22 protein-coding genes are annotated in these 25,472 nt (G+C 64.2%); 6 read left to right on the forward strand and 16 right to left on the reverse strand.

Translation table 11 applies throughout. The features are described 5' to 3' along the window. The first annotated feature begins 205 nt into the window (after positions 1-205). On the forward strand, positions 206-2,029 hold the full coding sequence (locus tag V3H18_RS09315; RefSeq protein ID WP_332081751.1) for an ABC transporter ATP-binding protein/permease: 1,824 nt from the start codon (positions 206-208) through the stop codon (positions 2,027-2,029). A gap of 85 nt (positions 2,030-2,114) precedes the next feature. Here the strand turns inward: V3H18_RS09315 and V3H18_RS09320 are convergent, their stop codons facing one another. The 11 genes from V3H18_RS09320 to V3H18_RS09370 form a co-directional block, all read right to left on the reverse strand. Further along, positions 2,115-4,802: a nitrate reductase gene (locus tag V3H18_RS09320; RefSeq protein ID WP_332081778.1), complete on the reverse strand. Its 2,688-nt coding sequence runs from the start codon at positions 4,800-4,802 to the stop codon at positions 2,115-2,117. A gap of 31 nt (positions 4,803-4,833) precedes the next feature. Beyond that, positions 4,834-6,426, reverse strand: coding sequence for a sulfite reductase subunit alpha (locus V3H18_RS09325; protein WP_332081752.1), 1,593 nt, complete (start codon positions 6,424-6,426; stop codon positions 4,834-4,836). Beyond that, entirely contained in the window at positions 6,423-8,189 is a 1,767-nt protein-coding gene (locus V3H18_RS09330; RefSeq protein WP_332081753.1) for a NirA family protein, read from the reverse strand. The genes V3H18_RS09325 and V3H18_RS09330 overlap by 4 nt, the downstream gene beginning before the upstream one ends. 1 nt (position 8,190) lies before the next feature. After that, positions 8,191-9,405, reverse strand: a complete 1,215-nt coding sequence (locus V3H18_RS09335; RefSeq protein ID WP_332081754.1) for an NAD(P)/FAD-dependent oxidoreductase — start codon at positions 9,403-9,405, stop codon at positions 8,191-8,193. A gap of 12 nt (positions 9,406-9,417) precedes the next feature. After that, positions 9,418-10,212 (reverse strand): ABC transporter ATP-binding protein, encoded by a 795-nt coding sequence (locus tag V3H18_RS09340; protein ID WP_332081755.1) that lies wholly within the window; start codon positions 10,210-10,212, stop codon positions 9,418-9,420. A gap of 31 nt (positions 10,213-10,243) precedes the next feature. Then, on the reverse strand, positions 10,244-11,140 hold the full coding sequence (gene ntrB, locus V3H18_RS09345) for a nitrate ABC transporter permease (protein WP_332081756.1): 897 nt from the start codon (positions 11,138-11,140) through the stop codon (positions 10,244-10,246). A 22-nt stretch (positions 11,141-11,162) separates the two neighbouring features. Next, entirely contained in the window at positions 11,163-12,476 is a 1,314-nt protein-coding gene (locus V3H18_RS09350) for a CmpA/NrtA family ABC transporter substrate-binding protein (RefSeq protein ID WP_332081757.1), read from the reverse strand. A 281-nt stretch (positions 12,477-12,757) separates the two neighbouring features. Next, positions 12,758-13,927 (reverse strand): CmpA/NrtA family ABC transporter substrate-binding protein, encoded by a 1,170-nt coding sequence (locus V3H18_RS09355; protein WP_332081758.1) that lies wholly within the window; start codon positions 13,925-13,927, stop codon positions 12,758-12,760. Next, positions 13,924-14,496, reverse strand: coding sequence for an ANTAR domain-containing response regulator (locus tag V3H18_RS09360; RefSeq protein WP_332081759.1), 573 nt, complete (start codon positions 14,494-14,496; stop codon positions 13,924-13,926). Before V3H18_RS09360 ends, V3H18_RS09355 begins: the two co-directional genes overlap by 4 nt. 96 nt (positions 14,497-14,592) lie before the next feature. After that, positions 14,593-14,811, reverse strand: coding sequence for a hypothetical protein (locus V3H18_RS09365; protein ID WP_332081760.1), 219 nt, complete (start codon positions 14,809-14,811; stop codon positions 14,593-14,595). A gap of 70 nt (positions 14,812-14,881) precedes the next feature. Continuing rightward, the gene (locus V3H18_RS09370) at positions 14,882-16,126 is read right to left on the reverse strand and encodes an alpha-amylase (protein WP_332081761.1); all 1,245 of its coding nucleotides are present in this window, start codon (positions 16,124-16,126) and stop codon (positions 14,882-14,884) included. Positions 16,127-16,585: 459 nt separating this feature from the next. Between V3H18_RS09370 and V3H18_RS09375 the strand changes: the two genes are divergently transcribed. Together V3H18_RS09375 and V3H18_RS09380 are read left to right on the forward strand one after the other, a co-directional pair. Beyond that, positions 16,586-17,149: a DUF4142 domain-containing protein gene (locus V3H18_RS09375; RefSeq protein ID WP_332081762.1), complete on the forward strand. Its 564-nt coding sequence runs from the start codon at positions 16,586-16,588 to the stop codon at positions 17,147-17,149. 5 nt (positions 17,150-17,154) lie between these two features. Next, on the forward strand, positions 17,155-17,478 hold the full coding sequence (locus V3H18_RS09380; protein ID WP_332081763.1) for a cupredoxin domain-containing protein: 324 nt from the start codon (positions 17,155-17,157) through the stop codon (positions 17,476-17,478). Positions 17,479-17,550: 72 nt separating this feature from the next. On the opposite strand, the gene V3H18_RS09385 is transcribed toward V3H18_RS09380, so the two are convergent. From V3H18_RS09385 to V3H18_RS09400, 4 genes are all read right to left on the reverse strand, one after another. Continuing rightward, on the reverse strand, positions 17,551-18,090 hold the full coding sequence (locus V3H18_RS09385) for a cupin domain-containing protein (RefSeq protein ID WP_332081764.1): 540 nt from the start codon (positions 18,088-18,090) through the stop codon (positions 17,551-17,553). Next, entirely contained in the window at positions 18,087-18,623 is a 537-nt protein-coding gene (locus tag V3H18_RS09390) for a sigma-70 family RNA polymerase sigma factor (RefSeq protein WP_332081765.1), read from the reverse strand. Before V3H18_RS09390 ends, V3H18_RS09385 begins: the two co-directional genes overlap by 4 nt. 101 nt (positions 18,624-18,724) lie before the next feature. Further along, positions 18,725-20,083 carry an FAD-binding oxidoreductase gene (locus tag V3H18_RS09395; RefSeq protein ID WP_332081766.1) on the reverse strand — a complete coding sequence of 453 codons (1,359 nt, stop codon included), beginning with the start codon at positions 20,081-20,083 and terminating at the stop codon, positions 18,725-18,727. A 48-nt stretch (positions 20,084-20,131) separates the two neighbouring features. Then, on the reverse strand, positions 20,132-20,530 hold the full coding sequence (locus tag V3H18_RS09400; protein ID WP_332081767.1) for a nuclear transport factor 2 family protein: 399 nt from the start codon (positions 20,528-20,530) through the stop codon (positions 20,132-20,134). A gap of 255 nt (positions 20,531-20,785) precedes the next feature. On the opposite strand from V3H18_RS09400, the gene V3H18_RS09405 reads away from it, so the two are divergent. The 3 genes from V3H18_RS09405 to V3H18_RS09415 all read left to right on the forward strand — a co-directional run bounded on the left by V3H18_RS09405 (position 20,786) and on the right by V3H18_RS09415 (position 24,468). Next, on the forward strand, positions 20,786-22,228 hold the full coding sequence (locus V3H18_RS09405; protein ID WP_332081768.1) for a hypothetical protein: 1,443 nt from the start codon (positions 20,786-20,788) through the stop codon (positions 22,226-22,228). A gap of 108 nt (positions 22,229-22,336) precedes the next feature. Then, entirely contained in the window at positions 22,337-22,594 is a 258-nt protein-coding gene (locus V3H18_RS09410; RefSeq protein WP_332081769.1) for a hypothetical protein, read from the forward strand. A gap of 65 nt (positions 22,595-22,659) precedes the next feature. Then, the gene (locus V3H18_RS09415) at positions 22,660-24,468 is read left to right on the forward strand and encodes a S8 family peptidase (protein WP_332081770.1); all 1,809 of its coding nucleotides are present in this window, start codon (positions 22,660-22,662) and stop codon (positions 24,466-24,468) included. A gap of 267 nt (positions 24,469-24,735) precedes the next feature. Here the strand turns inward: V3H18_RS09415 and V3H18_RS09420 are convergent, their stop codons facing one another. Then, positions 24,736-25,461, reverse strand: coding sequence for a response regulator transcription factor (locus tag V3H18_RS09420; RefSeq protein ID WP_332081771.1), 726 nt, complete (start codon positions 25,459-25,461; stop codon positions 24,736-24,738). Between the last annotated feature and the right edge of the window lie 11 nt (positions 25,462-25,472).

Below are 25,472 nucleotides of genomic sequence, written 5' to 3' on the forward strand. Positions count from 1 at the left end.
CGGCGCCCGCCGTGTCGAGTTTAAGCTGCTTCGCCCAATTTCCCACGTGACGCGAATAAAGTTGCGCCGCTTCATCAAATCGGCGCTTTGGCGCGTTACTCTAAAAATGCAGTTTTTTCGTCGATGTTGGGCCGGCTCGTAATCGGCGCGCGTCCGATTGCGGGGCCAGCCCTTAGCGAAGGCTTAAGTAGAGGGCGAATTAAACTTGGCGGACGAAACTGTAACGGAGTTTGACCGCGCGCCTGACGTAGAGCGGCGCGCGCGCCCCCGTTGGCGGCTTTTCGGCAAGCTGGCGCTGAAATTCTGGAGCGGCGAGACACGCCGCCATGCGTGGCTGCTGACTTTTTTTGTCGCTTTGTTCATCGCCTTGCAGCTTGCGGCGCAGCTCAGCATCAACGCCTGGAACCGCTATTTCTTCGACGCATTGGAGAGCAAAAGCGTCGACGCGCTTTGGCAGGACGTTCTTTTATTGCCCGTGCTCGTGATTTTCAGCGGACTCGCTGCGAGCGGCGCGCTCGTCGCGCGCATGACGATGCAAACGCATTGGCGCGAATGGCTCACCGAAACATTGGCCGGCTGGTGGCTGGAGGATCAGCGCTACTACCGCCTCGAAGTCGCCGCCGACGAACAGACGTCGCCCGAATATCGGATTGCGAAAGACGTGCAGCTCGCCATAGATCCGCTTGTCGAATTCGCCGTCGGCTTTGTCACTGCGGTCGCGACGGCCGCGGCTTTCGTCGGCGTTCTCTGGACGATTGGCGGCGCGCTCGAGTTCGATCTCTTCGGCGCGCATTTCATACTGCCCGGCTATCTGGGCCTTGCCGCCGTCGCCTATGCGGCGACCGCGGGCGGCCTCGTTTATATCGCGGGTCGGCCGCTCGTGGCCGCGGTCTCGCAGAAGAATGAAGCGGAAGCGCAGTTTCTCGCCGAACTGACGCGCTTGAAGGAGAACGCCGAAAGCATCGCGCTCATTCGCGGCGACGCCGACGAGCTGATGTCGATTCTGCAAAATTACAAGCGGGTCGTCGCCGCCTGGCTGCGTCAGATTCGCTGCAATGGCGTCGTCGCGAGCTTTCAGAGCGCCAATGGCGCGCTCGTGCCGCTCATTCCGCTGGTGCTGGTCTCGCCCAAATATCTTTCCGGCGCCTTGACGCTCGGCGCGGTGATGCAGCTCGCATCAGCCTTCGTCGCCGTGCAGGTCGCATTGAATTGGTTCATCGACAATTTCGTGCGCGTCGCCGAATGGATGGCTTCCGCCAATCGCGTCGATGAACTGACCGAGGCTCTGGAAGGCCTCGATATCGGCGTCATCATGGGAGAAAAGGAATTCATCGACTTTGGCGTCAGCGACGACGACGAAATTCATATCGAAGAACTCTCCGTCGCGCATCGCTGCGGGCGAGTTGTGGTCGCCAGCGCCAATGTCGTCATTCCCGCGGGGGAGAAGTTGCTCGTCGGCGGCGCCAGTGGAACCGGGAAGAGCACGCTCGTGCGCGCCTTGGCGGGATTGTGGCCCTGGGGCTCAGGACGCATTTTGCTGCCCAAGGACGCGCATATCGTCTTTATTCCGCAAAAGCCCTACATCCCACTGGGGACGCTGCGTCAGGCGCTGCTCTATTCGATTTCCGACAAGGAAATCACCGAAGACATGATCCATGGCGCGATGCGCCGCTGCGGCATCGGCTATCTCATTAAAAATCTCGACGAGGAGAGGCGGTGGGGCCAGACGCTCTCGGGCGGCGAGCGTCAGCGGCTCGCCTTCGCCCGCCTGCTGCTGCAAAGGCCGCAGATCATCATCATGGACGAAGCGACTTCCGCGCTCGACGAAGAGAGCCAGATATCCATGCTGCGGCTTTTCAACGAAGACCTGGCTTTCGCCACCGTCATTAGCGTCGGCCACCGATCGGGCATGGAAGATTTTCACGATAAGAAACTGGTTCTTGAGCGACGCGCCGCCGGCGCGCACATTACGAGCCGCAAGCTGCAAAAATCGCTGTGGCATTTGTTCGATGACGCCGCGCTCTATTGAGCGCCTCTGATCGGCGCTTAGAGCATTTTCCGCCGAAGTGGACGCCGGTTCGGCGTAGAAAAGGCGTCAATTCAATAAACGCGCGCTAGCCGCCGGGTTGCGTCACGAGCCTGCGGATTTCGGGCAGGCAAGAGCCGCAATTGGTTCCCGCGCGCAGGGCCTTGCCGACATCCGCCGCCGTCTTGCAGCCAGCGCCGATCGCCGCTTCTATCCGCTTGGCGCCGACGCCGAAGCAGGCGCAAATGAGCGGGCCATCGTCGGCGACTCCGTCGGGCGGGCGACCGGAGAGCAGCGCCTTGCGTTGCGCGCCGTCCAGCCGTTCCAGCGCGAAGAAGGCCAGCGCGCCGTCCCAGGACATCGGCTCCGGGCCGATGAAAAGCGTCGCGACGAGCCTCTCGCCCTCGAAGGCCGCGGCGCGATAGGCGCCGTGCGAATCGTCGATATATTCGATCGCATCCTTCGCGCCGAAGGCGCCGCGAAAAAATGAGCGCCATGCCTGGGGCGGGGCGTCGCTCGCGAGCCGATAGGTCCAGCCGCCCTCGACGGCCGCGCGCGCGCGCCAGCCGTCTTCTGGCGGCGCCGCTTTCTCGCGCGACAGCAGGAATCCCTGCAACGCGAAAGCTCGCGGCGAGATCGCCGCCGGCGTCGCTTTCGCCTCGGGCTGTCCGGAATAGGGGTCGACAAAAGGCGCGACCAGCGCGCCGACGCGGCCAAGCGAGGCCGTCTCGTCGCTCCAATGGATCGGCGCGAAAATCTGTCCCTGCGGCTGGCGGTCGGTCACGACCGCGCGCAGCACGCATTCGGCCCAATCCGTCGCGACAATGGCGAATCCGCCGTCCTCGACGCCAAATGACGCTGCGTCTCGCGGATTGATCTCGACGAAAGGCTCGGCGATATGGCGGGAAAGGCGCGGGCTCGCGCCGGTGCGCGTCATCGTGTGCCATTGGTCGCGAATGCGGCCCGTGTTCAGCCGCAAGGGCCGCGCGGCGGAGAGTTCGGTCTTTAGAGCCGGCTGTTCCGGCGCGACGAAGTTGGCGCGTTTCGTCGCCGTATAGAAAGCGCCTTCGGCGAAGAAGCGCGCGCGCCCGCGCGATTCCTTACGGCGGATCGGCCATTGCGTCGGCTCCAGCGCGTCATAGGCCGCGTTGGAAATATCGGCGAGGCCGCCAAGATCGAAATCGCGCTCGCCGTCATTCTCAAAAGCGGAGAGCGCCGCATGTTCGCGAAAGACGTCGGCCGGCCCCGCGTAGTCGAAGCCGGAAAAGCCCATACGCCTTCCCACATCGGCGACGATCGCCCAGTCGGCGCGGGTTTCGCCCGGCGCCGGGAGAAAGGGCCGCTGGCGCGAGACGCGGCGCTCGGAATTCGTCACCGTACCGTCCTTCTCGCCCCACGCCTGCGCCGGCAACAGAATATGGACGCCGGAATTGATCGTATCGTTCGAGAGGACATTGTCCGAGACCGCCAAATGATCGAGACGCCTCAGCGCTTCTCGCGCGCGATCGGCGTCGGGCAGGGAGACGGCGGGATTAGTGCCGATGATCCAGAGCGCCTTGATCTCGCCGCGTTCGATCGCTTCGAACATCGCGACCGCTTTATGGCCTTCGCGCGTCGCCATGCGCGGCGCGTTCCAGAAACGCCGGACGCGATCGACGCTTTGCGCGTCGAAGCCCATATGCGCAGCGAGCTGATTGGCGAGGCCGCCGACCTCGCGGCCGCCCATGGCGTTGGGCTGGCCGGTCAATGAGAACGGCGACGCGCCCGCTTTGCCGATGCGGCCGGTCGCCAGATGACAATTGACGATGGCGTTGACCTTGTCGGTTCCCTGCGCCGATTGATTGACGCCTTGCGAGAAAGCCGTGACGACGCGCGGCGTGCGCATGAAGAGATCGAAGAATTGCGCGACCGCCGCTTCCGGCAGTTTCGCGCTTGCGGCGGTCGCGGCGATGGTCGGCGAGATGCGCCGCGCCCCTATGAGCGCGTCGTCGAAACCTTTCGTGTAAGCGTCGATGAAGGCTGAATCGAGCGCGCCGGCGTCACTCAAATGAGCGAGGAGGCCGCAAAAGAGCGCCTGATCCCCTCCCGGCGCGATTTCGAGAAAAAGATCGGCGGCTTCCGCCGTCGCCGTGCGCCTGGGGTCGATGACGACGAGCTTTGCGCCTCGCGTCTCCTTATTGCGCAACATGCGCTGAAAGAGAATCGGATGGCACCATGCGGCGTTCGAACCGACGAGCACGATCAAATCCGCTAGGTCGAGATCCTCATAGCAGCCCGGCACGACGTCGGCGCCGAAGGCGCGCCTGTGGCCGGCGACGGTCGAAGCCATGCAGAGCCTCGAATTCGTGTCCACATTGGCCGAGCCGATGAAGCCTTTCATCAGCTTGTTGGCGACGTAATAATCTTCCGTCAGCAATTGGCCGGATAGATAGAAGGCGACGGCGTCAGGCCCATGCCGGTCGACGACGCGCTGAAAGCCTGCAGCGACGGCGTCGAGCGCCTCTTCCCATGCGACGCGCCGCAGCGCGCCGTCCGCGCCGCGTCGCATGGGATGGAGCAATCGTCCGTCGAGTCCGAGCGTTTCATCGAGCGCCGAACCCTTCGAGCACAGCCTGCCGAAATTCGCCGGATGGCTCGGGTCGCCCGCGACCTTCGCGCCGCCTGCGCCGTCCGGCGTCGCAAGCACGCCGCATCCGACCCCGCAATAGGGACAGGTCGTTCGGATCGGCTGAAGCAGCGCGCCGCCGGGCGAGCGCGAAGCCTCCAGGCGATCCATGGGCGCGGGCGCGTCGTCGAGCATCGTCGTCTCAATAGACATCTTGCTGATAGCGGCCGGCGCTTTTGAGGTTGGCGACGAAGGCGATCGCCTCATCGGCGCTCCGCGCGCCATGTTGCGCAACGATGTCGACGAGCGCGCGCTCGACATCCCTCGCCATGCGCTTGGCGTCGCCGCAGACATAAATATGCGCGCCGTCCGCGAGCCAGGACCACAGCTCTCGCCCCGACTGCCGCATACGGTCCTGCACATAGAATTTCTCGCCGCCGTCGCGCGACCAGGCGAGAGAAAGACGCGTCAGAATGCCGATCGATTTCATCGTCTCGAATTCGTCGGCGTAGAAGAAATCATGCGTCGACCGCTGATGGCCGAAAAAGAGCCAATTCGCGCCCGGCGCATGGATGGCCGCGCGCTCTTGCAGAAAGGCGCGAAACGGCGCGACGCCCGTGCCGGGGCCGATCATGACGATCGGCGTCGCGGGATTGTCGGGCAATGCGAAATTATGCGCCGCTTGCACATAGACGGGGAGCGTTTCGCCGGGCGCGATACGCTCGGCGAGGAAGGTCGAAGCGACGCCGAGGCGCTTGCGCTGGCCGACGACATAGCGCACGGCGTCTACCGTGAGCGACAGGCGCCCCGGCGTCGCCCTGGGCGACGAGGAAATGGAATAAAGGCGCGGCTGCAACGGTTCCAGCGCCTCGACAAAAGCTTCCGCGTGCGGGCGGACGCTCGAAAATTTCCGCAAGGCGGCGAGGACGTCGAGCGTCGCCGCGTCGCCGTCTGGGTCTTCGCCCTGCGCGAGGAGGCGCGCCTTTTCGCGCGTTTCGCCGCCGATGAGGTAGGAGATCAATTCGAAGAGGGCGTCGGGCGCGGGCGAGAGCGAACAGTCTTCGCACAAAACATCGCGCAGCGTCTTGCCGCGCACCGGCGTGACATGCGACGCGCCGAGCATGGCGATGATCTGATCGACGAGACCGAGTTCGTTCTTGGCGAAGACGCCGAAGGAATCGCCGGGTTTGTAATCGACGCCGCTTTCGGAGAGATCGAATTCGACGTGCCAGGTCTCCTTTTCGGAGCCATCCCTGTTCAGTCGCCGGCGCGACAGGAATTTCGCCTTCGTCGGCGTTTGGCGCGCGCATCCGGGCTGCGCGGGGCGCGCGGCTTCCGATTTCTCCACGATCGCCGGCGCGGCGACGGGGGCCTTGTTCATTTCCTCGAACAGCGCTTTCAACTGCCGCGCCGTTTCCTTTCCGCCCGGAGCGCAGAGATTGAGACGCTCTTCCTGGCGCGCGGCGATGGCGTCGGCGTATTTCTCGCAATCATAGCCGCATTGGCCGCAATCCTGCTGCGCCATGGCCGCCATCATGCGCCGCCGCAGCGGACGGCCTTCCGCGAGTTTCAAACGCGCGTCGAGCGCGAGCGACTGGTCATGCCAAGGCGCCGCGCCGTCGTCGCCCGCCGATAGGAGGGCGGCGTTTTGTTCGGCGCTCAGCGGCGTGACGGCGGATTGATCCGGCGCGATCAGCGCGGCGAAAAAGCCATTGAGCCATGCGCGCTGCTCCGGCGAGAAAGGCGCCGACTCCGGGACGAGCTCGATCATTTCGGGAGGCGTTATCTGATTCATACGAGCGCCTCCCCATTCGCAAGGCGTCGCAAGTCGTCGGCCTCGAGCCGGCGCGCGAAGGCGGCGAATGTCTCCTGTGCATCGTCGCGATGCTTGAGATAGGCGCGCAGCAGGCGCGCGACGGTCTTAGGCGCGTCTTCGGCCTTGACGTTCGCGTAAAGGTCGCGGGCGATGGCGGCGTCTTCGGCGAAGCCGCCGCCGACAAGGATATTGTATCCCTCGACCGTATCGCCTTCGTCATTGACGGAGACGCGCGCGGCGAGCAGGCCGATGTCGCCAATGTAGTGCTGCGCGCAGGAATGATGACAGCCGGTGAGATGAATATTGATCGGCGTCTCGACCGGCGCCGCCTCTTCGCAAAAAGCGGCGATCTCTTCGGCGTGGCGCTTGGTGTCGGCGGCGGCGAAGCGGCAGCCGAAATTTCCAGTGCAGGCGACGAGTCCGGCGCGCAGCGCCGAGACCTGCGTCTTTAATTCCAGCGCATCTATGGCTGCGCAAGCCTTTTCAATATTTGCGTCCGCGACGCCGGTGAGCACCAGGTTTTGCCAGACGGTGAGGCGCAATTCGCCATCGCCGAATTCATGGGCGATCGCCGCGAGGCCGCGCGTCTGCGCCGGCGTCAGGCGGCCGAGCGGCAGCGCGACGCCGATCCAGTTCAGCCCTTGCTGCTTCTGCTTGTGGACGCCGATATGCGCGGCGCGATCCTGTTTCGGTCGCGGCGCCATCGCTTCTTGCGGAACGCGGAGCAATTTGTGCCCGAGTTTTTCCTCGACGGCGATGAGGAATTTGTCGAAGCCCCAGGCGTCGAGCACATATTTGAGGCGCGCCTTGGCGCGACTGGTTCGATCGCCGGCGTCGATGAAGACGCGCAGGATTTTGTCGGCGATCTCGATCGCTTCTTCCGGCGCGACGAAGACGCCGGTATCGCGGGCGAAATCCTTATGGCCGGTGATGCCGCCCAGCATGAGCCGGAAATAGACCCCCGGCGCGACGCCGGCGCCCTCGCCGATTTCAACCGCCTGAAAGCCGATGTCATTGGTGTCTTCCAGCGCGCCGATCATTCCGCCGCCGTCGAACGCAATATTGAATTTGCGCGGCAGGCCATAGAGCGAGCGATCGTTCAAGATGTGATGATGCAGCGCGCGCGCATAGGGACGGGTGTCGAGCAGCTCCTGTGGATCGACGCCGGCCGTCGGCGTGCCGGTGACGTTGCGGATGTTGTCGGCGCCGGCGCCCTTGCTCCAAAGTCCGAGCGCCTCGACGCCTTCGATCATCGCGACGGCGTTCCTGGGCTCGATCTCGCGTATTTGGATGTTGGCGCGCGTCGTCACATGCAGATAGCCGCCGCCGAGATTTTCGGCGAGATCGGCGAGCCCCGCGAATTGCCAATGCGTCAAAACGCCGTTTGGAATGCGCAGCCGGCACATATAGGCGGTCTGCGCCGGGGCGACGTAAAAGAGCCCGTAATAGCGCCAGCGGAAATTGTCGGGGGGCTTCGGCGCCTCATTGTCGCGCGCCTGTTTGACGAGGCGGGGATAAGCGTCGAAAGGATGCTCCTCGCGCTTCCATTTCTCCTGATCCGTCAGCTTGCGGCCTTCCGCCGCGACGCGATCCTGCGCGGCGAAATGCGCGCGATCGGGTCCCATGGGCGCGGGCGTCGCCGCCGCGGCCGGCGATTTGCCACCCCCGGCGCGAGAGGCGCCAAGGCCGGCGGCGAAGCCTTCGAGATAGCGTTTCTGATCGGGCGTGAAGTCGGCGGACATGTCACGCGGCCTTTTGGATCGGCGCGTCCGCGCTGAACATCAGCGCGTCGCGCCGGTTTGAAATATCGGCGCCGGCGCGCATGAGCGCGAGATAGTCGAGCGCGAAGGACGTGTCTCCGACGAGTTCGGCGCCGACCAGCCGGTCCGCTTCGATAACAAGCTTGCGGTAGATTCCGGCGCGGGGATCGGAATAGCTGATGATTTCGGCGCTGGGGCCGCCGAGAAAATCGCCGGCGGAAAAGACGCCGACGCCAGAGACCTTGAGATTGGTGGCGACGAGGCTTCCCGCGTAGCGCCCGTCGCGCCCGGCGAGAACGGCGGCGAGCGCGCGCGCCTGCTCATAGGCCGGCTCGACAAGTCCGTAGCACACGCCGCGATGCTGCGCGCATTCGCCGAGCGCATAGACGCCAGCAATATTGGTCGCAAGATCGTCGTCGACGATAATGCCGCGCTCGGTCGAAACGCCCGCCGCGCGCGCGAGGTCTATATTCGGCCGCACGCCCACGGCGAAAATCACGGCGTCGGCGTCAAGGCGCCGGCCATCCGCCAGCAACAGGCTCTGGACGCGCTTTTCGCCGAGGATTTCGCCCGTATTGGCGTTCAAGAGGACGCGAATGTTCTTCGCTTCGACAAGCTCTTTCAACAGGGCGGCGCCGGGCGCGTCGAGCTGGCGCTCCATCAGCCGGTCCATCACATGGATGAGCGTCACGTCCGCGCCGCCGCGCGCCAGCCCATAGGCGGCTTCAAGGCCGAGCAAGCCGCCGCCGATGACGGCGACTTTCTTTTTCGTGCGCGCGAGTTCGGACAGCGCGTCGACATCGGCGCAGTCGCGAAAGACATGAACGCCGTCGAGGTTCGCGCCAGCGAGCGGCAGGCGCGTCGCATGCGAACCCGTGGCGAAGACGAGTTTGGAAAAGGCGATGCGCTTGCCGTCGGCGAGCCGCACTTCGCGGGCCGTCATGTCGACCGCCATCGCCTTGCATCCGTAGCGCAGCGTCACGCCGCGGTCGCGCCACCAATGCGCGGGATGAAGCTCGATGTCGCGCGCATTCGCCGCGCCAGCGAGAACGGAAGAGAGCAGCACGCGATTATAGGCGAGGCGCGGCTCTTCGCCGACCACGGCTATCGCGTAGCGCCCCAGCGCGACGCGCGACAATTCCTCCGCCAGCTTGGCTGCCGCCATGCCGTTGCCGATGATGACGAGCGGTTCGCTCATTTTCGCCGCTCCCTATGCCGCTTCGACGTAGCTGTGACGCTCATAGAGGAATTGCAGCACGCGCCGGCGGCATTCGAGATAGACGGGATCGACCGCGAGTTCGACGCGCTCGCGCGGGCGGGCGAGCGGAACGGGCAATATTTCGCCGATCGTCGCGCGCGGGCCGTTGGTCATCATCACGATGCGGTCGGAGAGCAGCACCGCCTCGTCGACGTCATGAGTGATCATCATCACGGTCGCGCCGAGCTTCGCCTGCAGCGCCATCACCTGGTCCTGCAAATGCGCGCGCGTCAGCGCATCGAGCGCGCCGAAAGGCTCGTCGAGCAGCAGCACTTTCGGCTCCATCGCGAGGGCGCGGGCGATGCCGACGCGCTGCTTCATGCCGCCCGATATTTCGCCAGGCCTTTTGTCTTTGGCGTGCGCCATCTGCACGAGATCGAGCATGCGCATCGTGCGTTGGTGGCGCTCGGCGCGCGTCGCGACCTTGCGGAACACTTTGTCGACGGCGAGGCGCACATTGTCGTAAGTGGAAAGCCAGGGAAGCAGCGAATGATTCTGGAAGACCATGGCGCGGTCGGGCCCGGGCGCGTTGACTTCCTGCTCCTCCAGAATGACGCCGCCGCTCGTCGCCGAAAGCAGCCCGGCGACGATGTTGAGCAACGTGGATTTGCCGCAGCCGGAATGGCCGATGATCGAAACGAATTGCCCCTTTTCGACCTTGAGGCTCACATTCTCCAGCACTTTTGTCGTCGCGGCGCCGCGCGTGAAGCTCTTGTCGACGTTTTCGATCTTGAGGAAACCGGACATGGCGTTACTCCAGCTTAATGTCGAAAAACTGCTAGCTCGCTTGCGCGCCGCGCGTGACCAGCCCGCCAACAAAGCCGACGACGCGGTCAAGGATGAAGCCGGTGAGGCCGATGTAGAGAAGCGCGACGAAAATGTCGGGCAGGCGCGACGAATTCCAAGCATCCCAGATGAAGAAGCCGATCCCGACGCCGCCGGTCAGCATCTCCGCCGCGACGATGGCGAGCCAGGAGAGGCCGACGCCGATGCGTAGGCCCGTGAAGATGTAAGGCGCGGCGCTGGGCGCGACGATGCGGAAGAAGAATTCGAGCGCGTTGAGCCGCAAGATGGCGGCGACGTTGCGATAGTCCTGCGGAATATTGCGCACGCCGACGGCGGTGTTGATGATGACCGGCCAGATGGCGGTGATGAAGATCACGAAGATCGCCGAGGGGCGGCTGTCGCGAAAGGCGGCGAGCGAGATCGGCAGCCAGGCGAGCGGCGGCACGGTCCGCAGCACCTGGAAGATCGGATCGAGGCCGCGCGTCGCCCATTGCGACTGGCCGATGAAAGCGCCGAGGATGACGCCGGCGACGCCCGCGAGGCCAAAGCCCACGGCGACGCGCTGAAGCGAGGTCAGCACGCGCCAGCCGAGGCCAATATCCTGCGGACCGTTAATGAAGAAGGGATGCAGGATAAGATCGTTGGCCTCGCTCCAGATGCGCGCGGGCGACGGCAGGGCCGAATCCGGACTGGCGCACAGAAGCTGCCAGACGAGGAGAATGAGGCCGCTCATGACGAGCGGCGGCAGAACCGTCGCAAAGAAAGCCGAAATTTGCGCTTTATATTTAATGAGCAGCGGCGTGCGACGACGCAAGTAGAGATCGTCGATCTCGTCGCGCGGCGCAAGCTCGCGCGCGGCAATGTCGTTTTTCGTCAGGGGCATGGTCATATCGGCCTCGCGTATCGAATTTCTAAACTTCGGCCCGCTTGATCGCGAGGCTCTTGAGATAGGCAAGCGGATCGTCTGGATCGAAGACCTTGCCGTCGAAGAAGGTCTCCTTGCCGCGCGATGTCGAAGCGGGAATGTCCTTGGCGGAGACGCCGATCGCTTTCGCCGCCTCGCGCCACAAATCTTCGCGATTGACTTTGTCGACGAGCGCCTTGACGTCGGTCTTGGGGTCGAGCTTGCCCCAGCGCATGTCTTCGACGACGAACCAGGCGTCATGGCTCTTGAACGGATAAGACGCCTGATCGCGCCAGAACTTCATGAATTGCTTCGAGCCTTTCACGGCGCGGCCATTGCCGTAATTAATGTCGCCCTTCAGGCGCCCGAGAATGTCGGCGACCGGCACGTTGAACCATTGGCGCCGACCGACGATCCCTGCGAGTTCGGCTTTGTTTTCGTCCTTGTCGCACCATTGCTGCGCTTCGAGCACGGCGGCGAGCAGCGCCGCTGCGGCCTTGGGATTTTTGTCGACCCATTCGGCGCGCATGCCGAGCGCTTTTTCCGGATGTTTCGCCCAAAGCTCGCCGGTGACGCAGGCGGTATAGCCGATCCCCTGATTGACGAGCTGCTCGTTCCAGGGTTCGCCGACGCAAAAGGCGTCCATATTGCCGACCTTCATATTCGCCACCATCTGCGGCGGCGGCACGACGATGGTCGAGACATCCTTGTCGGGATCGATTCCGGCGGCGGCGAGCCAATAGCGCAGCCAAAGATCATGGGTGCCGCCGGGGAAGGTCATGGCGACCTTCACTTCCTTGCCCTCGGCGCGCTTCTTGGCGAAAGCGGCTTTCAGCGCGTCAGCCTTCGACGTGATCTTGAGGTCCTTATATTCATTGGAGACGGAAATGCCCTGGCAGTCGAGATTGAGGCGGGCGAGGACATACATCGGCGTCGGCGCATTGTTCTGCGTCACTTTGCCGGTGGAGATGAGATAGGTCATGGGCGTGAGAATATGCGCGCCGTCGATGCCGTTGCTGGCGCCGCCGAGCACGAGATTGTCGCGCGTCGCGCCCCAAGAGGCCTGTTTCAAGACGTCGACCTCGGGCAATCCGTGCTTGGCGAAGAGGCCTTTCTCCTTAGCGATGATGAGCGGCGCCGCGTCGGTGAGCGCGATATAGCCGAGAGTCGCTTTAACGGTTTCCGGGCCGGCCGCCTGCGCAAAGGCGCCGCAAGGCAGAAGCGCTTTCGCCGCCGCGAATGTCGCCGCCGCGCCTTTCAGCGCGTCGCGTCGGCTGAGGCCCAAGGGCTTATCCGCCATATCGACTCTTTCATTGCTCATTCCTGGTCCTCGTTCTCTCGTCGCTTGGCGAATAAAAAAACGCCGCTGCCGAAAGCGTTGCGCGTTGCGCGCATCTTTCGGAACAGCGGCGTTGCTGTTGCGTCCCGTCGGTGGGTCGCAGGCCGGATGAGGGGTCGGGATCCGGCTATTCCCCGTAAAACTTGCAAGTCGGGCGCCAGAGCGGAGGCATTGATTTTATTCAGAATAATGTTTTTTGCGCTGTCTCCGTCGATCAAAGCGGCGGCATTCTGCCAGTTTAATATGCGCTCTTGTCCGAACTTCTATGTTTTACAGCCAATTGCGAAGCCCGCGAGATAGGCGCGCAAATCGTCGACCGGCCGCGCGCCGTCGAAAGCGCCGCCGGGATCCCGGTCCGAGGACGCTTTGGCGGCTGGCGCGCCGAGGGCCGCGTCGAAGAGATCGGCGTCAAAGACGCGCGTCGCTTCTTCGACGCCCACGGTCGAGAAGTCCGCCTGCGCCCAGCGCAACATCTGCGCGTAAAGCCAGACCGCCTGCGCCGCTTCCGGCCGCAGCGCGCCGGCCTTGCCAATGACGAGATAATTCGCGTTCTCGCGCATCGTCCCATCGGCGTCGATCTTGAGCTTGCCGACGAGCGTGCGGCGGATGATGCCCGCGTCGACGCCGACGCGATCCGGACGCGCCAGCATCGCGGCGATTTCATCCTGATCTTTTGTCGTTTCGATGTGGCTGGCGGCTTTTGCGATGGCGCGCGCCAGCGCATGCGCCACATCGGGCGCGGCTTCGGCGTCGCGCCGACGCATCGCCAGCACTTTTTCCGGCGCGCGGGCGAAAATCTCGCAGCCGAAATGAAGGATGCGGCCGACGCCCGCGTCGACGGCGACCGAACTCCATGGCGCGCCTACGCAGAACCCGTCGACCTGTCCCTGCGCCATGGACTCGACCATGAAGGGCGGCGGCAAGGTCACGAGCCGCAGATCGCGGTCGGGATCGATTCCGCCTGCGGCCATCCAGTAGCGCAACTGATAATTATGCGTCGAGAAAGGAAAGGTCATGGCGAAGGTCAAAGGCTCGCGCCCCTCCGCCTCGCGCGCGCGTATGGCCGCGGCAAGCGCCCGCGCGCTCGACGCCGGGTCGGCTGGATCGCCCTTCTCCTTGAAGAGCTCCTCATAAAGCGCGCGCGATAGCGTGATGGCGTTGCCGTTCATCGCCAGATTGACCGGCGCGACGAGCGGCGCTTTCACCTGGCCGAGGCCCAGGCTCGATCCGATCGCCATGGGCGCGAGCATATGCGCCGCGTCGAACAATCCTATTGCAAGCTTGTCGCGAATATTCGACCAGGAGACTTCGCGTACGAGTTCAATGTCGAGCCCTTCGTCCGCCGCGAAGCGTCCGTCGGCGGCGACGATGAGCGCGGCGGCGTCGACGAGCGGAATGAAGCCGATCCGCAGATGTTTTTTCGCGCCACTCATTTGAACAGCTCCGCCGCGGTGATAATGGCCTGCGCGATCTCGGCGATCTTCTTATTCTCGCGCATCGCGGCGCTGCGCATCAGTCTATAGGCCTCCTCTTCAGAGAGGCCCTTGGCTTTCATGAGCAGTCCCTTGGCGCGATCGAGCTTCTTGCGCTCCTCGAGATCGGATTTCGCCCGTTCGAGTTCGTTTTGAAGATGGGAGAAGGCGTTGAACCGCGAGACGCATAGATCGAGGATCGATTTGATCCGCTCCTTCTTCAGGCCGTCGACGATATAGGCGGAGACCCCGGCGTCGACCGAGGCGCGGATCGAATCCGTATCGCTCTGGTCGACGAACATGGCGACGGGCCGCCGCACCGCGCGGCTGACCTGGAACATTTGTTCAAGCGCGTCGCGCGACGGATTTTCGAGATCGATCAGAATGACGTCGGGATCGATCGCATAAATGCGCTGCAGGAGATTTTGCATCACCGACAGACGCTCGACGGCGGTAAAGCCGGCTTCGCGCAAACCCTCTTCGAGGATCGCGGAGCGGATGGGGCTTTCATCGACGATGACGATCTTCAAGCTTAGGCGCCCCGCGAATTCCCGCAGTGTCAGGAGACTGAATATGCGTTCGTTTTACTGACGGCGCAGCGAAGCGGCAAGAAGCCGCTTTCGGCGTCAGGAGCAGATCGCATCCAATAAGGCGTCGACGAATTTGACCACGGCGGCGGCGCCAAGGATGATGGCGGCGATCACGAGCGCGGCTTGCGCCAAACTGGCGGCGAAGCGGCAGACCGTCGCCAAATGCGCGTCGAGCGGCGCCAAGTCCGCTTCATTCCACCGCGCGATTACCCGCGCCGGCGCGCCATAGCGGCGCCCCACGTTCTCGAGCGACATCGCGAATGTCCTCAGTTCTGCCTGCGGCGTGGAAACGGGCGTCCATTCCGGGCGGAATGGACGCGGCCCCTTAGATTTTGAACTTCAGCGACATGCCCGCCTGCCAGTTTTTCATGATCTGCGGACCGTTGAGGTTCTGATAGATTGGCAGGCCCGCCTCGACGCCGAGCGTCGCATTGTCATAGCCGATGAATTTGCCGCTGATCGTCCCCCCGCCGAAAACTTCGACGCGCTGGCCGCCGTAGAAATTCGGATTGGCCGGCACGGCGGGCCCGCGAATTTCAGGGTCGAAGCCGCGAATGGGGCCCTGGGTCGACGCGCTCGCGCGGAAGGTCGTCGTCAGTCCCGGCGTCCAGGTGTAGCCAGCCCAGCCGTTGAATTCATGCAGGTCGCCCCAACGATATCCCTGCGTCGGATTGGGGCCGAGCGGGAAGCGCAGGCGATATTCCATCAGATAGTCCCAGGAGTATTCCTGTTGATTGGCGGCGAGCGGCAAGCGTGCGCGATAGGCGAGGCCCCAGGACCAGGGCCCGAGATAGCCCGCATAGACGATCCCCGGAAGGATATCGAATGTGCCGGTTCCCGGCTGCATTCCATAGAAGCCGCGAATGTTGCGGCGCGTGCCGTCCGGCAAGAGGAAATCCTTGAAGGTGGCGGTGTTGCTGCCGGTGGGAAAGGAGAAGCCGAGCGAGACCTGGATGCGGTTAACGTCGTCCTGGTAGATGCGATAGACGCCCGAGAGGGTGAAGTCCGCAAGACTCGTCGTTCCCGGCAGGCTGCGCCCAAGCGGCAGGATTCCCGACGTCCCCTTGAAGGTCAGCGCATTGAGATTTTTCTCGATCATCCCCGCCGTCAGCACGACGCACAAATCCTTGGTGACGCCGTAGTTGAAGCCGACGATCTGCGTCGCGACCGCGATGTTTTGCGGAATGATGCGCACCGTCTGCCTCGGATTGAGAAAGAACGGGACAGTCGAGACGATATATTCGTTCGAGACCGTGCGCGTGCCCATCTTTATTCCCGAGAGATTGGAAAAGACGGGAGTCACGGAGAAGACGAGCTTGCCGGCGGCCGGCATGTCGGCGCCAAAAATTCCCAACGGCGCCGGCGGCGGCGGAGGCGGCGCGGCCGGCGTGGAAGCGGCTGGCGGCGTGGCTTGTTGCGGCGCGGATACCGCGCTGACGGGCGCGCTTTTGCGCGGCGCGGCCTGCGCGGCCGTCCCAATGATGAATGCGGCGCCGGCTATGGCCGCGACAAGCGCGCGGCCGGTCGTTCCCGGGGAATCCGCCCGCTGCTGAAACTGTGCTTTCTTCATCGCGAACCTCGTTTCGTCTCGCTCTGCGCGACGTCGGAAACAAAAAAAAAGCCGCTGCCTGAAACGTCCGGGAGCAGACGTTCAGGACAGCGGCGATGCTGGGGGTCCCTCTATGGACCGTAGAGCGTCGCGGACGACGCCCTTCTTTTAAGCAATGCAATGAGCGCGCCATCCGCTGCGGAGCGGTTGAGGCGGCGACGGCGTATCGCGCCAGTCCCAGGGATTCTCTGGGACTCCAAGTCGAGGTCGTTGATGCGCGGCGCCGCCGGCGACGGTCGCCGCGCGACATCCGAGTGACAGGAATATGGCGCCGCCCGCCGAAATAATTGGCGCCTTGCCCGACAAACGACGCCGCGACAGCGATGGGGGCTTTTTCAACGACGCCGCATCCGGATCGCCTCCTTCTCCGTATTGGCTCCGGGCCGCGCCCGATGCGGCCGGATTAGCGGAGGAAAAATCATGAAGACGATTGCTATTGCCGGAGTCGCGGCGGCTTTGACGCTGGCGGCCGCGCCTTTCGCGCGCGCTGCGGAAGCGCCCACCGATCCCCAGATCGCCCATATCGCCTACACCGCCGGAACGGTGGACATCGGCTATGCCGAAATTGCGTTGCAGCGCTCGAAGAATAAGGCGGTGCGCGAATTCGCCGCCGAGATGGTGAAGGATCACAAGGCGGTCAACGACAAGGCGCTCGCCCTCGTGAAGAAGCTCGGCGTGACGCCGGAAGACAATGAAACAAGCCAGACGCTCGCGAAACAGGCGGCCGAAAAGCGCGCCGAACTGACGCAACTCTCTGGGCCGGCCTTCGATCGCGCCTATGCGGAGAATGAAGTCGCCTATCATTCCTTCGTCAACAACGCCGTGGACAAGCAGCTCATACCTTCGGCGAATAATCAGGAGCTGAAAGGGCTGCTGAAAGTCGGCCTGAAAATTTTCCAGGGCCATCAGCAGCACGCCGAGAATATGGTTCAAAAGCTCGGCAAGATGACGCGCGCCTGGAAATCGACGGCGAGCCAGGAGTGACGCGCGTGAGAAGCTTCGCGCCGCGCGCGGGATTCTCGACTTTCTTCGCACTGGCGGGCGCGCTTTCCGCGCCCGCCGGCGAAGGCGCGAGGATCACGATCAACGATCTCGATTTTACGCCCGCGACCATCACCGTCCATGTCGGCGACAGGGTCGAATGGCTCAACAAGGACATTGTCGAGCACACGGCCACTGCGCGCGACGGCGCTTTCGACATTGCGACTCCGAAAGGACGACCGGCGTCGGCGCGCATGAAGGCCGTCGGCAGAGTGGAATATTATTGCCGATTGCATCCCAATATGGTCGGCGTGATCAATGTCGTGAAATAACGTATTCCGTCCTCGCGCGACGCTCGCAAACGCCGTCTGCGAGCGTCGCGCTTTTTTCCGACCCTACATCTCTCACATCGCCATCGAAACGATGCAGCGGCAGCCGGCGCGCGTCGTCGCCGGCGGGTGCCGGCTGCCTTTCGGCGAGACGTGGAAATCGCCCGGCCCCAATTCTTCTGGGCCGATCGTCAGGTCGCCGGATATCATATAAATTTCTTCGTCCTGCTCATGCGTATGCGCCGGATAGACCGCGCCTGGCTCGATGTCGAGCACGACCGTCTGGCGGCCCAGCTCGACGTTCCGATGCAAAAGCTTGACGCGCATGCCCGGCGCGACCTTGATCCAGTCGCCCGAGTCGGCGCGCAGCGTGCGGCTCAACGTCTCGAGACGCAGACGCGAGTCGAGACGCGCTTCGATTTTTTCGAAGAGGCCGTCGGGCGGCGCGGCGTTCGGCGCAAGCGCGGCGAGGGGCGCGAGGGCCTCCTCCCAGTCGTGCGCTTTCGCCGCGAGCTGAGGATCGCGCTTCAGCCGCTCTTTAAGAGCCGCGTGTTCCTCCGCGGCGAGCGCGCCGGCGGCCCAGAGAGCGGCGTCGATCTCGTCTTCGTCGCTCATGAGATGCACTTTCTCAATTCGGCGAGTCCGCGAAACAGCGCCGATTTCATTGTGCCGAGAGGCCGCTCGAAACGCCGCGCCAGCTCCTCATGCGAATAGCCATGCACATAGGCGAGCAAAACCCACTGCCGCCGTTCCGCTTCGAGCTTGTCGAGACATTCGAGGAGGCGCCCCTTGCCGATCGGATCCAGTTCGGGAAGGTCGGCGGCGATCTCCGGCGCCGCGCCGTCCTCGTCGAGCGAGCGATGCGCATTGTCGCGGCGGCGCAATTCGTTGAGCGCCACGCGGCGGGTCACCACGCTCATCCAGGCGAGCGCCGCGCCCTTCGCCTCGTCATAGGCGTTGGCGCGCTCCCAAATGCGCACGAATGATTCTTGCAGCGCCTCTTCGGCGCGCGCGCTGTCTTTCAGCAGAGCGACGCAAATCGCATAGAGGCGCGACGCAGTCGCGTCATAAAGATCGCGAAAGGCGCCGCGATCTCCCGCCGCAACGCGCTGCAACAGCGCTTCGTTGGAAAGAAGTCTCGCGCTCACCTTTGCGTCACGCCCGGAAAATGCTGCGGGGAAAAGAACATATTCAAAGCGCGGCCCGCCGTCGAGGCGGGGCGCGCGGTAAAAGGCGTGAACCGGGGCGCTCATTCCAGGAACTGCGAAAAATAGGGCGTCGTGAAGCGCGGGCGGGCGAGCCGGCGCGGAATGACGATGTCGCCCTTCTTGAGCCACTGCGTCTGAATCGGTGATGCGCGCGCGCCGAGGCGATGGATCGCGAGCTCATTATATCGTCGCGAAAACTCCTGCCAGCGCGCATCATTCGGATCGCTTGCGAAAGGATCGAAAGAAAAGGACACGCCTGGTCCGTCCGAATAGAGGCCGAAAGGCTTTCGGTCGCGCGGCGGCCGATGCACGAAATATGTCGCCCAGCCATTGGGCGCAAAGCCGGTCGCGGACGCGAATTCGCGCGTGAAGGCGTAGCTCTCGGCGACGACGCGTTCGATCTTCGTCAGATCGTGCTCGTAATATTGGAAATCGAGCCGCTTCTCATTTTCGCTAGGACGCCAATACTCGTTCACGAAATCGGCGCGCGAATAGACGATCCCCTTAGGCTGCGGCACGTCGACGCCGTCGAAGCCGCGCTGTATGGCGAGGCGCTTGGCGATGCGAAAGGCCTCGCATTCGGGCTGCGAAAGCGTCGGCGTTTGCGCGCCGGGTCCGGCTTCGAAACGCTGGTCGTAGACGCTGACGAGCTTGTCCAGAAAGACGATGGCGAGAAGCGCGTCGCATTGCCCGCGTTTTTCCAGAAGGCCTTCGGCAAGCCGCTCGGGCGTCTCATAGAGGCCCAAGGAAATATCGCTGCGGCAGAGACCGGCGGGACGCGTCTCGACGAGACATTCGACGACGACGCCTAAGAGGCCGAAGCTGCATTTGAATTCATGGAAGGCGGCGCCGTCGGCGTGATCGGAGATGATGCGCAAATCGCCTTGATCGTCCACATAAGTGATCTCGACCACATGAGCCGAGAAAAAGCCTGGGGCATTGAGCGAAGATTCCTTTGTGTCGCCGACGGAGACGGAGCCGACCGACGCTTCGCCGATCTCGGCCTGAAAGGGAATCTCGAGCCCGCGCCCCTGCAGCCACATATTGAGTTTCTTGAGGCGGCACCCCGCTTGGACGCGCACGACGCTTCTTCCGCGCGCATCGGTCTCCGTTCCGAGAATCTCGTCGAGCTTCTTGAGGCAGACGAGCGTTCCGCCGTCATTCACGAATGTCGGAGTGACGGAAAGCAGGGAGCCGACCGGATTGACCGGCGTCGGGAAACGCGCCGCGTCGCGCACGACCGCCTGAACATCGCCATAGCTCAAGGGCTCCACATAGACGGCGGGCCGGGTCGCGCGATGCCCGCCCCAATTCGAATAGCTCTTGCCTTCCGCGACGACGAGGCCGTGAACGAAGGGCGCGTCGCCATTCTCGTTTTGAAAGCGATGGTCATGTTTCATGTCATTGGCCTTTGACGAATGGAATGGGGGACGCGGGATGGATCGCCGTTACGCCGAGAGGGCGTCGACGATCGCGGCGGTGTCGTAGAATTCCCGGAAGCGCGCGAGCTTGCCGTTCTTTACGGTGAAGACATGCGCCCATTCGCAGTCGAAGACGCCGCCTTGGCGTTTCACGCGCGCGCGGGTGCGCCCGATCACGATCACCGTATCGCCGGCGTCGAAGAAATCGCGCGGCTCGAAAATCTCGAAATCCAGATCGTCAGCCAGAGATTTGAAGAATGAAGCGACGCCGGCGACTCCGCTGCGGCGCCCGCCCCAGGGAATGATTTTGGCGTCGCCGTTCGACGCCCATTCGATCGACGGATCGAGACTGTCGAGGATGGTTTTCATCTCTCCGCGTTTGAATGCGTCGTAGAGCGAATTGATGAAGTTCGAATTATCGGTCATGGCGTTTTCCTCCGAAGGATCGGTCGCGCGCGAGAGGCGCTTGCCTGTTACACGCGGCGGGAAGAGCCGGATGCGGCGCCGATGATTTTTTCGCGCGTTTGAGGCGCGCCGCGGCGCGCCTGTACCCACGACTGTGCCCCCTGATCCATATGAGCGGTTTTTGAAACGACCTAACGTTTGTCCCGCGTCGCGATGGAAGGCGGGAGAAAGCCTCCAATCGTCGCAATTTTGTTTGACCCTTTGGAGGATGGGAACATGCAAGTCGCTTACAATGGAATTACGCCCTCGGCCGCGCCGGTGGGCATCGTCGTTGATCCGCAATTTGGGCCGCAGGGCTTTTTTGGCGGCGCGCTTGGCAGCGCGCTTGGCGGCCTTGGCGGCGGCGCGCTCGGTCGCGCCCTCGGCAATCAGAATCTTGGCCGCCAGATCGGAAGCGTCGCCGGCGGCGTTCTTGGCGGCTTGCTGCCGTTTGAGGCTGGTCCGCAGCAGCCTGTCTATTACGCGCCTTATGCGCCGCAGTCGGCGCCGCAGGGCTTTGCCCCGCAGGGCGTTGTCGTCGATCAGCAGTTGGCGCCGCAGAGCCTGTTCGGCAATGCGCCCTGGGCGCGCCAGCCCATCGGCATCGTCGATAATTGGGGTCCTCAGACAAGGCAGAATATTTTGCCCTTCGAGGCGGCTCCGGTGTTCGCGCCGCAGGGCTTTGTCGGCGACGCGCTCGGCGCGATCGGCGGCCCTGTCGGCGGCTGGATCGGCGGACGCTTCGGCAACGCCGGCGCCGGTCAGACGATCGGCAGCACGCTCGGCGGCCTCGCTCAACGCTTCCTGCCGTTTGAAGCCGGCCCGCAGCAGCCCGTCTACTACGCGCCGCAGACGGCCGCGCCTGCCTTCGCCCCGCAGGGCTTTGTCGGCGACGCGCTCGGCGCGATCGGCGGCCCCGTCGGCGGCTGGATCGGCGGACGCTTCGGCAACGCCGGCGCCGGTCAGACGATCGGCAGCACGCTCGGCGGTCTTGCGCAGCGCTTCCTGCCGTTCGAAGCCGGCCCGCAGCAGCCTGTCTACTATGCCCCCCAGGCGGCCGCGCCTGTCTTCGCCCCGCAGGGCTTTGTCGGCGACGCGCTTGGCGCGATCGGCGGCCCCGTCGGCGGCTGGATCGGCGGACGCTTCGGCAACGCCGGCGCCGGCCAGACGATCGGCAGCACGCTCGGCGGTCTTGCGCAGCGCTTCCTGCCCTTCGAAGCCGGCCCGCAGCAGCCCGTCTACTATGCGCCGCAGTCGGCCGCGCCTGTCTTCGCCCCGCAGGGCTTTGTCGGCGACGCGCTCGGCGCGATCGGCGGCCCTGTCGGCGGCTGGATCGGCGGACGCTTCGGCAACGCCGGCGCGGGCCAGACGATCGGCAGCACGCTCGGCGGTCTTGCGCAGCGCTTCCTGCCCTTCGAAGCCGGCCCGCAGCAGCCCGTCTACTATGCGCCGCAGTCGGCGGACCAGGCCTTTGCGCCGCAGGGCTTTATCGGCGACGCGCTTGGCGCGATCGGCGGCCCCGTCGGCGGCTGGATCGGCGGACGCTTCGGCAACGCCGGCGCCGGCCAGGCGATCGGCAGCACGGTGGGCGGGCTCGCCCGGCGCTTCCTGCCTTTCGAGGCCGGCCCGCAGCAGCCTGTCTATTACGCGCCGCAGGGGGCCGTGCCCTACTACGGCTGACGCTTCGGCCGTCGCAATCGACGCGGCGGCTATAGCGTGGTTTGCTTCCGCTCCCAGACCGAAATCCTTCGGCCTGGGAGCCATTTGAGACATCAGGATCGCGACGACATGAGCAATCTTCCGAGCCCCAGCGGCGGCGTCGATCAATTTCTGGTGGCGCCGCGGAGCGCCGAAACGATTGGAGACCTGGCCGCCTTCGAACAGGCGCTGCAGTCCCTTCCGGGCGCGTCGGTTCTTCAGCGCGCCGGAAAGCCGGACCGTCCGAGACTCGTCGTCGGACTGTCGGCGGCGCACGCCGACCAGTTGCGCAATCAGTTCGGCGCGACCCTGATCATCGAACCAAACGCTCCCATCCAACCTTTGTAAGCCGGCGTCGGCCCCCTCCGACGAGGAAATGCGGGCTGGCCGAACATTTTTTTAGGAGAGTTGAAATGGCTGGTCCCGAAAATAACAATCCGGCGCCCAATGGTCATCATCCCGAGACCGCCGCGCCCTCGCCCAATGGCGCCGACCCGCGCGTCGAGCCGATGGCGGCCGCGCCGACCGAACGCTATATGATCGCGACGCGCCGCGTGCCCGGTTTCGCGCCCGCCTCCGCGAGCGATCTCGCCAATGCGCTTCCCGGCGTGAAGATCGTGCGGCGGCTGCAGCCGCGCGGCCTCAACGCCTTTTCGGTCGGCGCGCCTATGTCGCAGACGCCGGAAATTCTCGTCGCCGAGATGGACCGCCAGCGCGGGTTGGCCTTGCAGGCCTCGGCGCCGCCGAACGTCATCGTCGAGCGCGACGCCTTTCTGCGCTATTCCGACGATCTGAGGCCGTTCGATTTCAACGGCGTCATGCCGATCGCCGCCGGAGTGGGCGTCGACGTCCAGATTCGCGTTATCGGCGCCGGCGGCAAGCCGCTGCCGAAAGCGACCGTCTATGTTTATGGACCGGGTTTCCCTGGCCAGGGCCTCACCAATGAGCGGGGCGAAGTCGTCGTCACCGTTTTCGGCGGACCCATCCAGACCATTCGCGCGATCTATGTGAAGCCTGTCGCCGACCATTGGGATCGCATGCTTCAGGGGATCGCCCTGCAAGCCGGCGCCTGGAACACCGTGCAACTGCGGCCTTTGACCGAGAAGTTCGCGGGCTTCCCGCAGCAGGGCATGATCGGCTGGGGCCAGCGCCTGATGAAGCTCGATCGCCTCGATCCTTCCTTCAACGGCTCGGGCGTCAAGATCGGCATCATCGATTCGGGCTGCGACAGCGCCCATCCGCAATTGCGTCATGTGACGCGCGGCGCCGATCTCACCAATGGCGGCGACAAGGCGAGCTGGGCCAATGACATGATCGGCCATGGCACGCATTGCGCCGGTATCATCACCGCCGCCTCGGACACGGTCGCGGGCATTCGCGGCTTCGCGCCGCAAGCGGAAGTGCATTCGCTGAAAGTGTTCCCCGGCGGGCGCTTCAGCGATCTGATCGACGCGCTCGACGAATGCGTCGACCGGCAGCTTGACGTCGTCAATATGAGCCTTGGCAGCGGAGAGCCGTCGGAGCTTGTCGCGCAGAAGATCGCCGAAGCGCGTCAGAACGGCGTCGCCTGCATCGTCGCCGCCGGCAATTCCAGCGGCCCCGTGCAGTTCCCCGGCGTTCTGCCGACGGTGCTGACGGTCGCGGCGCTCGGCAAGCTGGAGGAGTTTCCCGAGGACAGCTATCACGCTCAGACGGTCGAGCCGCAGCTCGTCGCGGGCGCTTTGTTCTCGCCGAAATTCACCTGTTTCGGACCGCAGGTCGCCGTCGGCGCGCCGGGCGTCGCGATCGTCTCCACCGTGCCGGGCGGCGGCTATGCGGCCTGGGACGGCACCTCCATGGCGACGCCGCATGTGACCGGCATGGCCGCGTTGCTGCTTGCGCATCATCCGCTCCTGCAGGCAGCGCGGGCGGCGCGCAATGAACAGCGCGTGGCGCAGCTCTTCTCGCTGCTCGCCTCTTCCGGCGTCCGCTATCTCGGCGATCCGACCCGGGAAGGCGTCGGCGCGCCCGACTTCGAGCGCGTTCCCGGCCTTGCGGCGCCGCAGCCCATCGGCGCGGCGACGCCCGCGAGCGCCGGGCCTGCGCCCATGCCGGGTTGGGGCGGAAACGGATTTGCGCCGATGGGAGCGCCGATCGGATCGGTCATGGGACCGACGGCCTGGGCGGTCAATCCCGCCGCCCTGCAACGCTTCATGCAGTTGCGGGCCGCGGGGCTCATCTAAACGCTGGAGCGCGCCGGAAAAGAAGCGGAAGCCGATTTTCCGCGTCAGGCGCGCTCTAGTTTTTTAAATTGACGCATTTTCTACGCCGAACCGGCATCCAGTTCGGCGGAAAATGCTCCAGGCTTTTGGATTCGATCGCGTAAACCGCATTTGGGCGACTCCGTCCAAATGCAGCGCGATCTGGAGCGCCTTCATGAATCGCCGATTCATGAAGGCGCCCGCGTCTGCGTCGGCGAAAAATGCTCTAGCTGAATAAGGCGCTCTCTCTCATATCGGGAGAGAACGCAGGCGCATCGAATGCGCGGCTTCGCCACGCCCGCGAACCTGCAATTTCTGCAACATATTATGCACGTGGTTCTTGACCGTGCCGACCTCGATGCGAAGCTCGCGCGCGATCTCCTTATTCGAGAGACCGCGCTCGATCAGCTGGAGGATTTCACGCTCGCGCCCGGTCAGCGTCTCCTCCGACGGCGGCGCTTCGTCGCGCTCCCGATCGCTGGCGAGTCGGACTGCGCGCAAGGCTTTCGCCCGATCCCTCTTGCCGGTCGTCGCCAGCGTTTCGAGGGTTTCGACGATGTCGTCGAAAGAGCCTTCGCGCGGCACTAAGCCGACAATCGCCTGACAGGCGGCGGCAAGCGTCGAATGCGCCGTCGACGGCGCGCCAAAAGCGACGATGCGCAATTCCGGGCGTTGCGCTACAAGCGCCTGCGCGAGAACGAGCCCCTCCAATTCGCCCGCGTCGAGCAGAACGAACTCCGGCGCGGTGTCGACGAGCGCGGCCAAAGCGCCGTCGCGCTCGACGGCGCCAACGACGTCCATGCCGCCATGTTCACGCAGCCGTATGTCGAGCGCTTCGCGGAACATGCGCACGTCGCTGACGATCAATATCCGGGCGCGTTCCGGCGAATTCAGCGACGGCGCAAATATCGAGTCTTTGGACGAGAGGCGGATGCGCGCCGTGGAATCGTTTCGGGAAGCCAAAAACCGAGGCATGAAACACTCCT

It is taken from the genome of Methylocystis borbori (assembly GCF_036576025.1).
Taxonomy (GTDB): domain Bacteria; phylum Pseudomonadota; class Alphaproteobacteria; order Rhizobiales; family Beijerinckiaceae; genus Methylocystis; species Methylocystis borbori.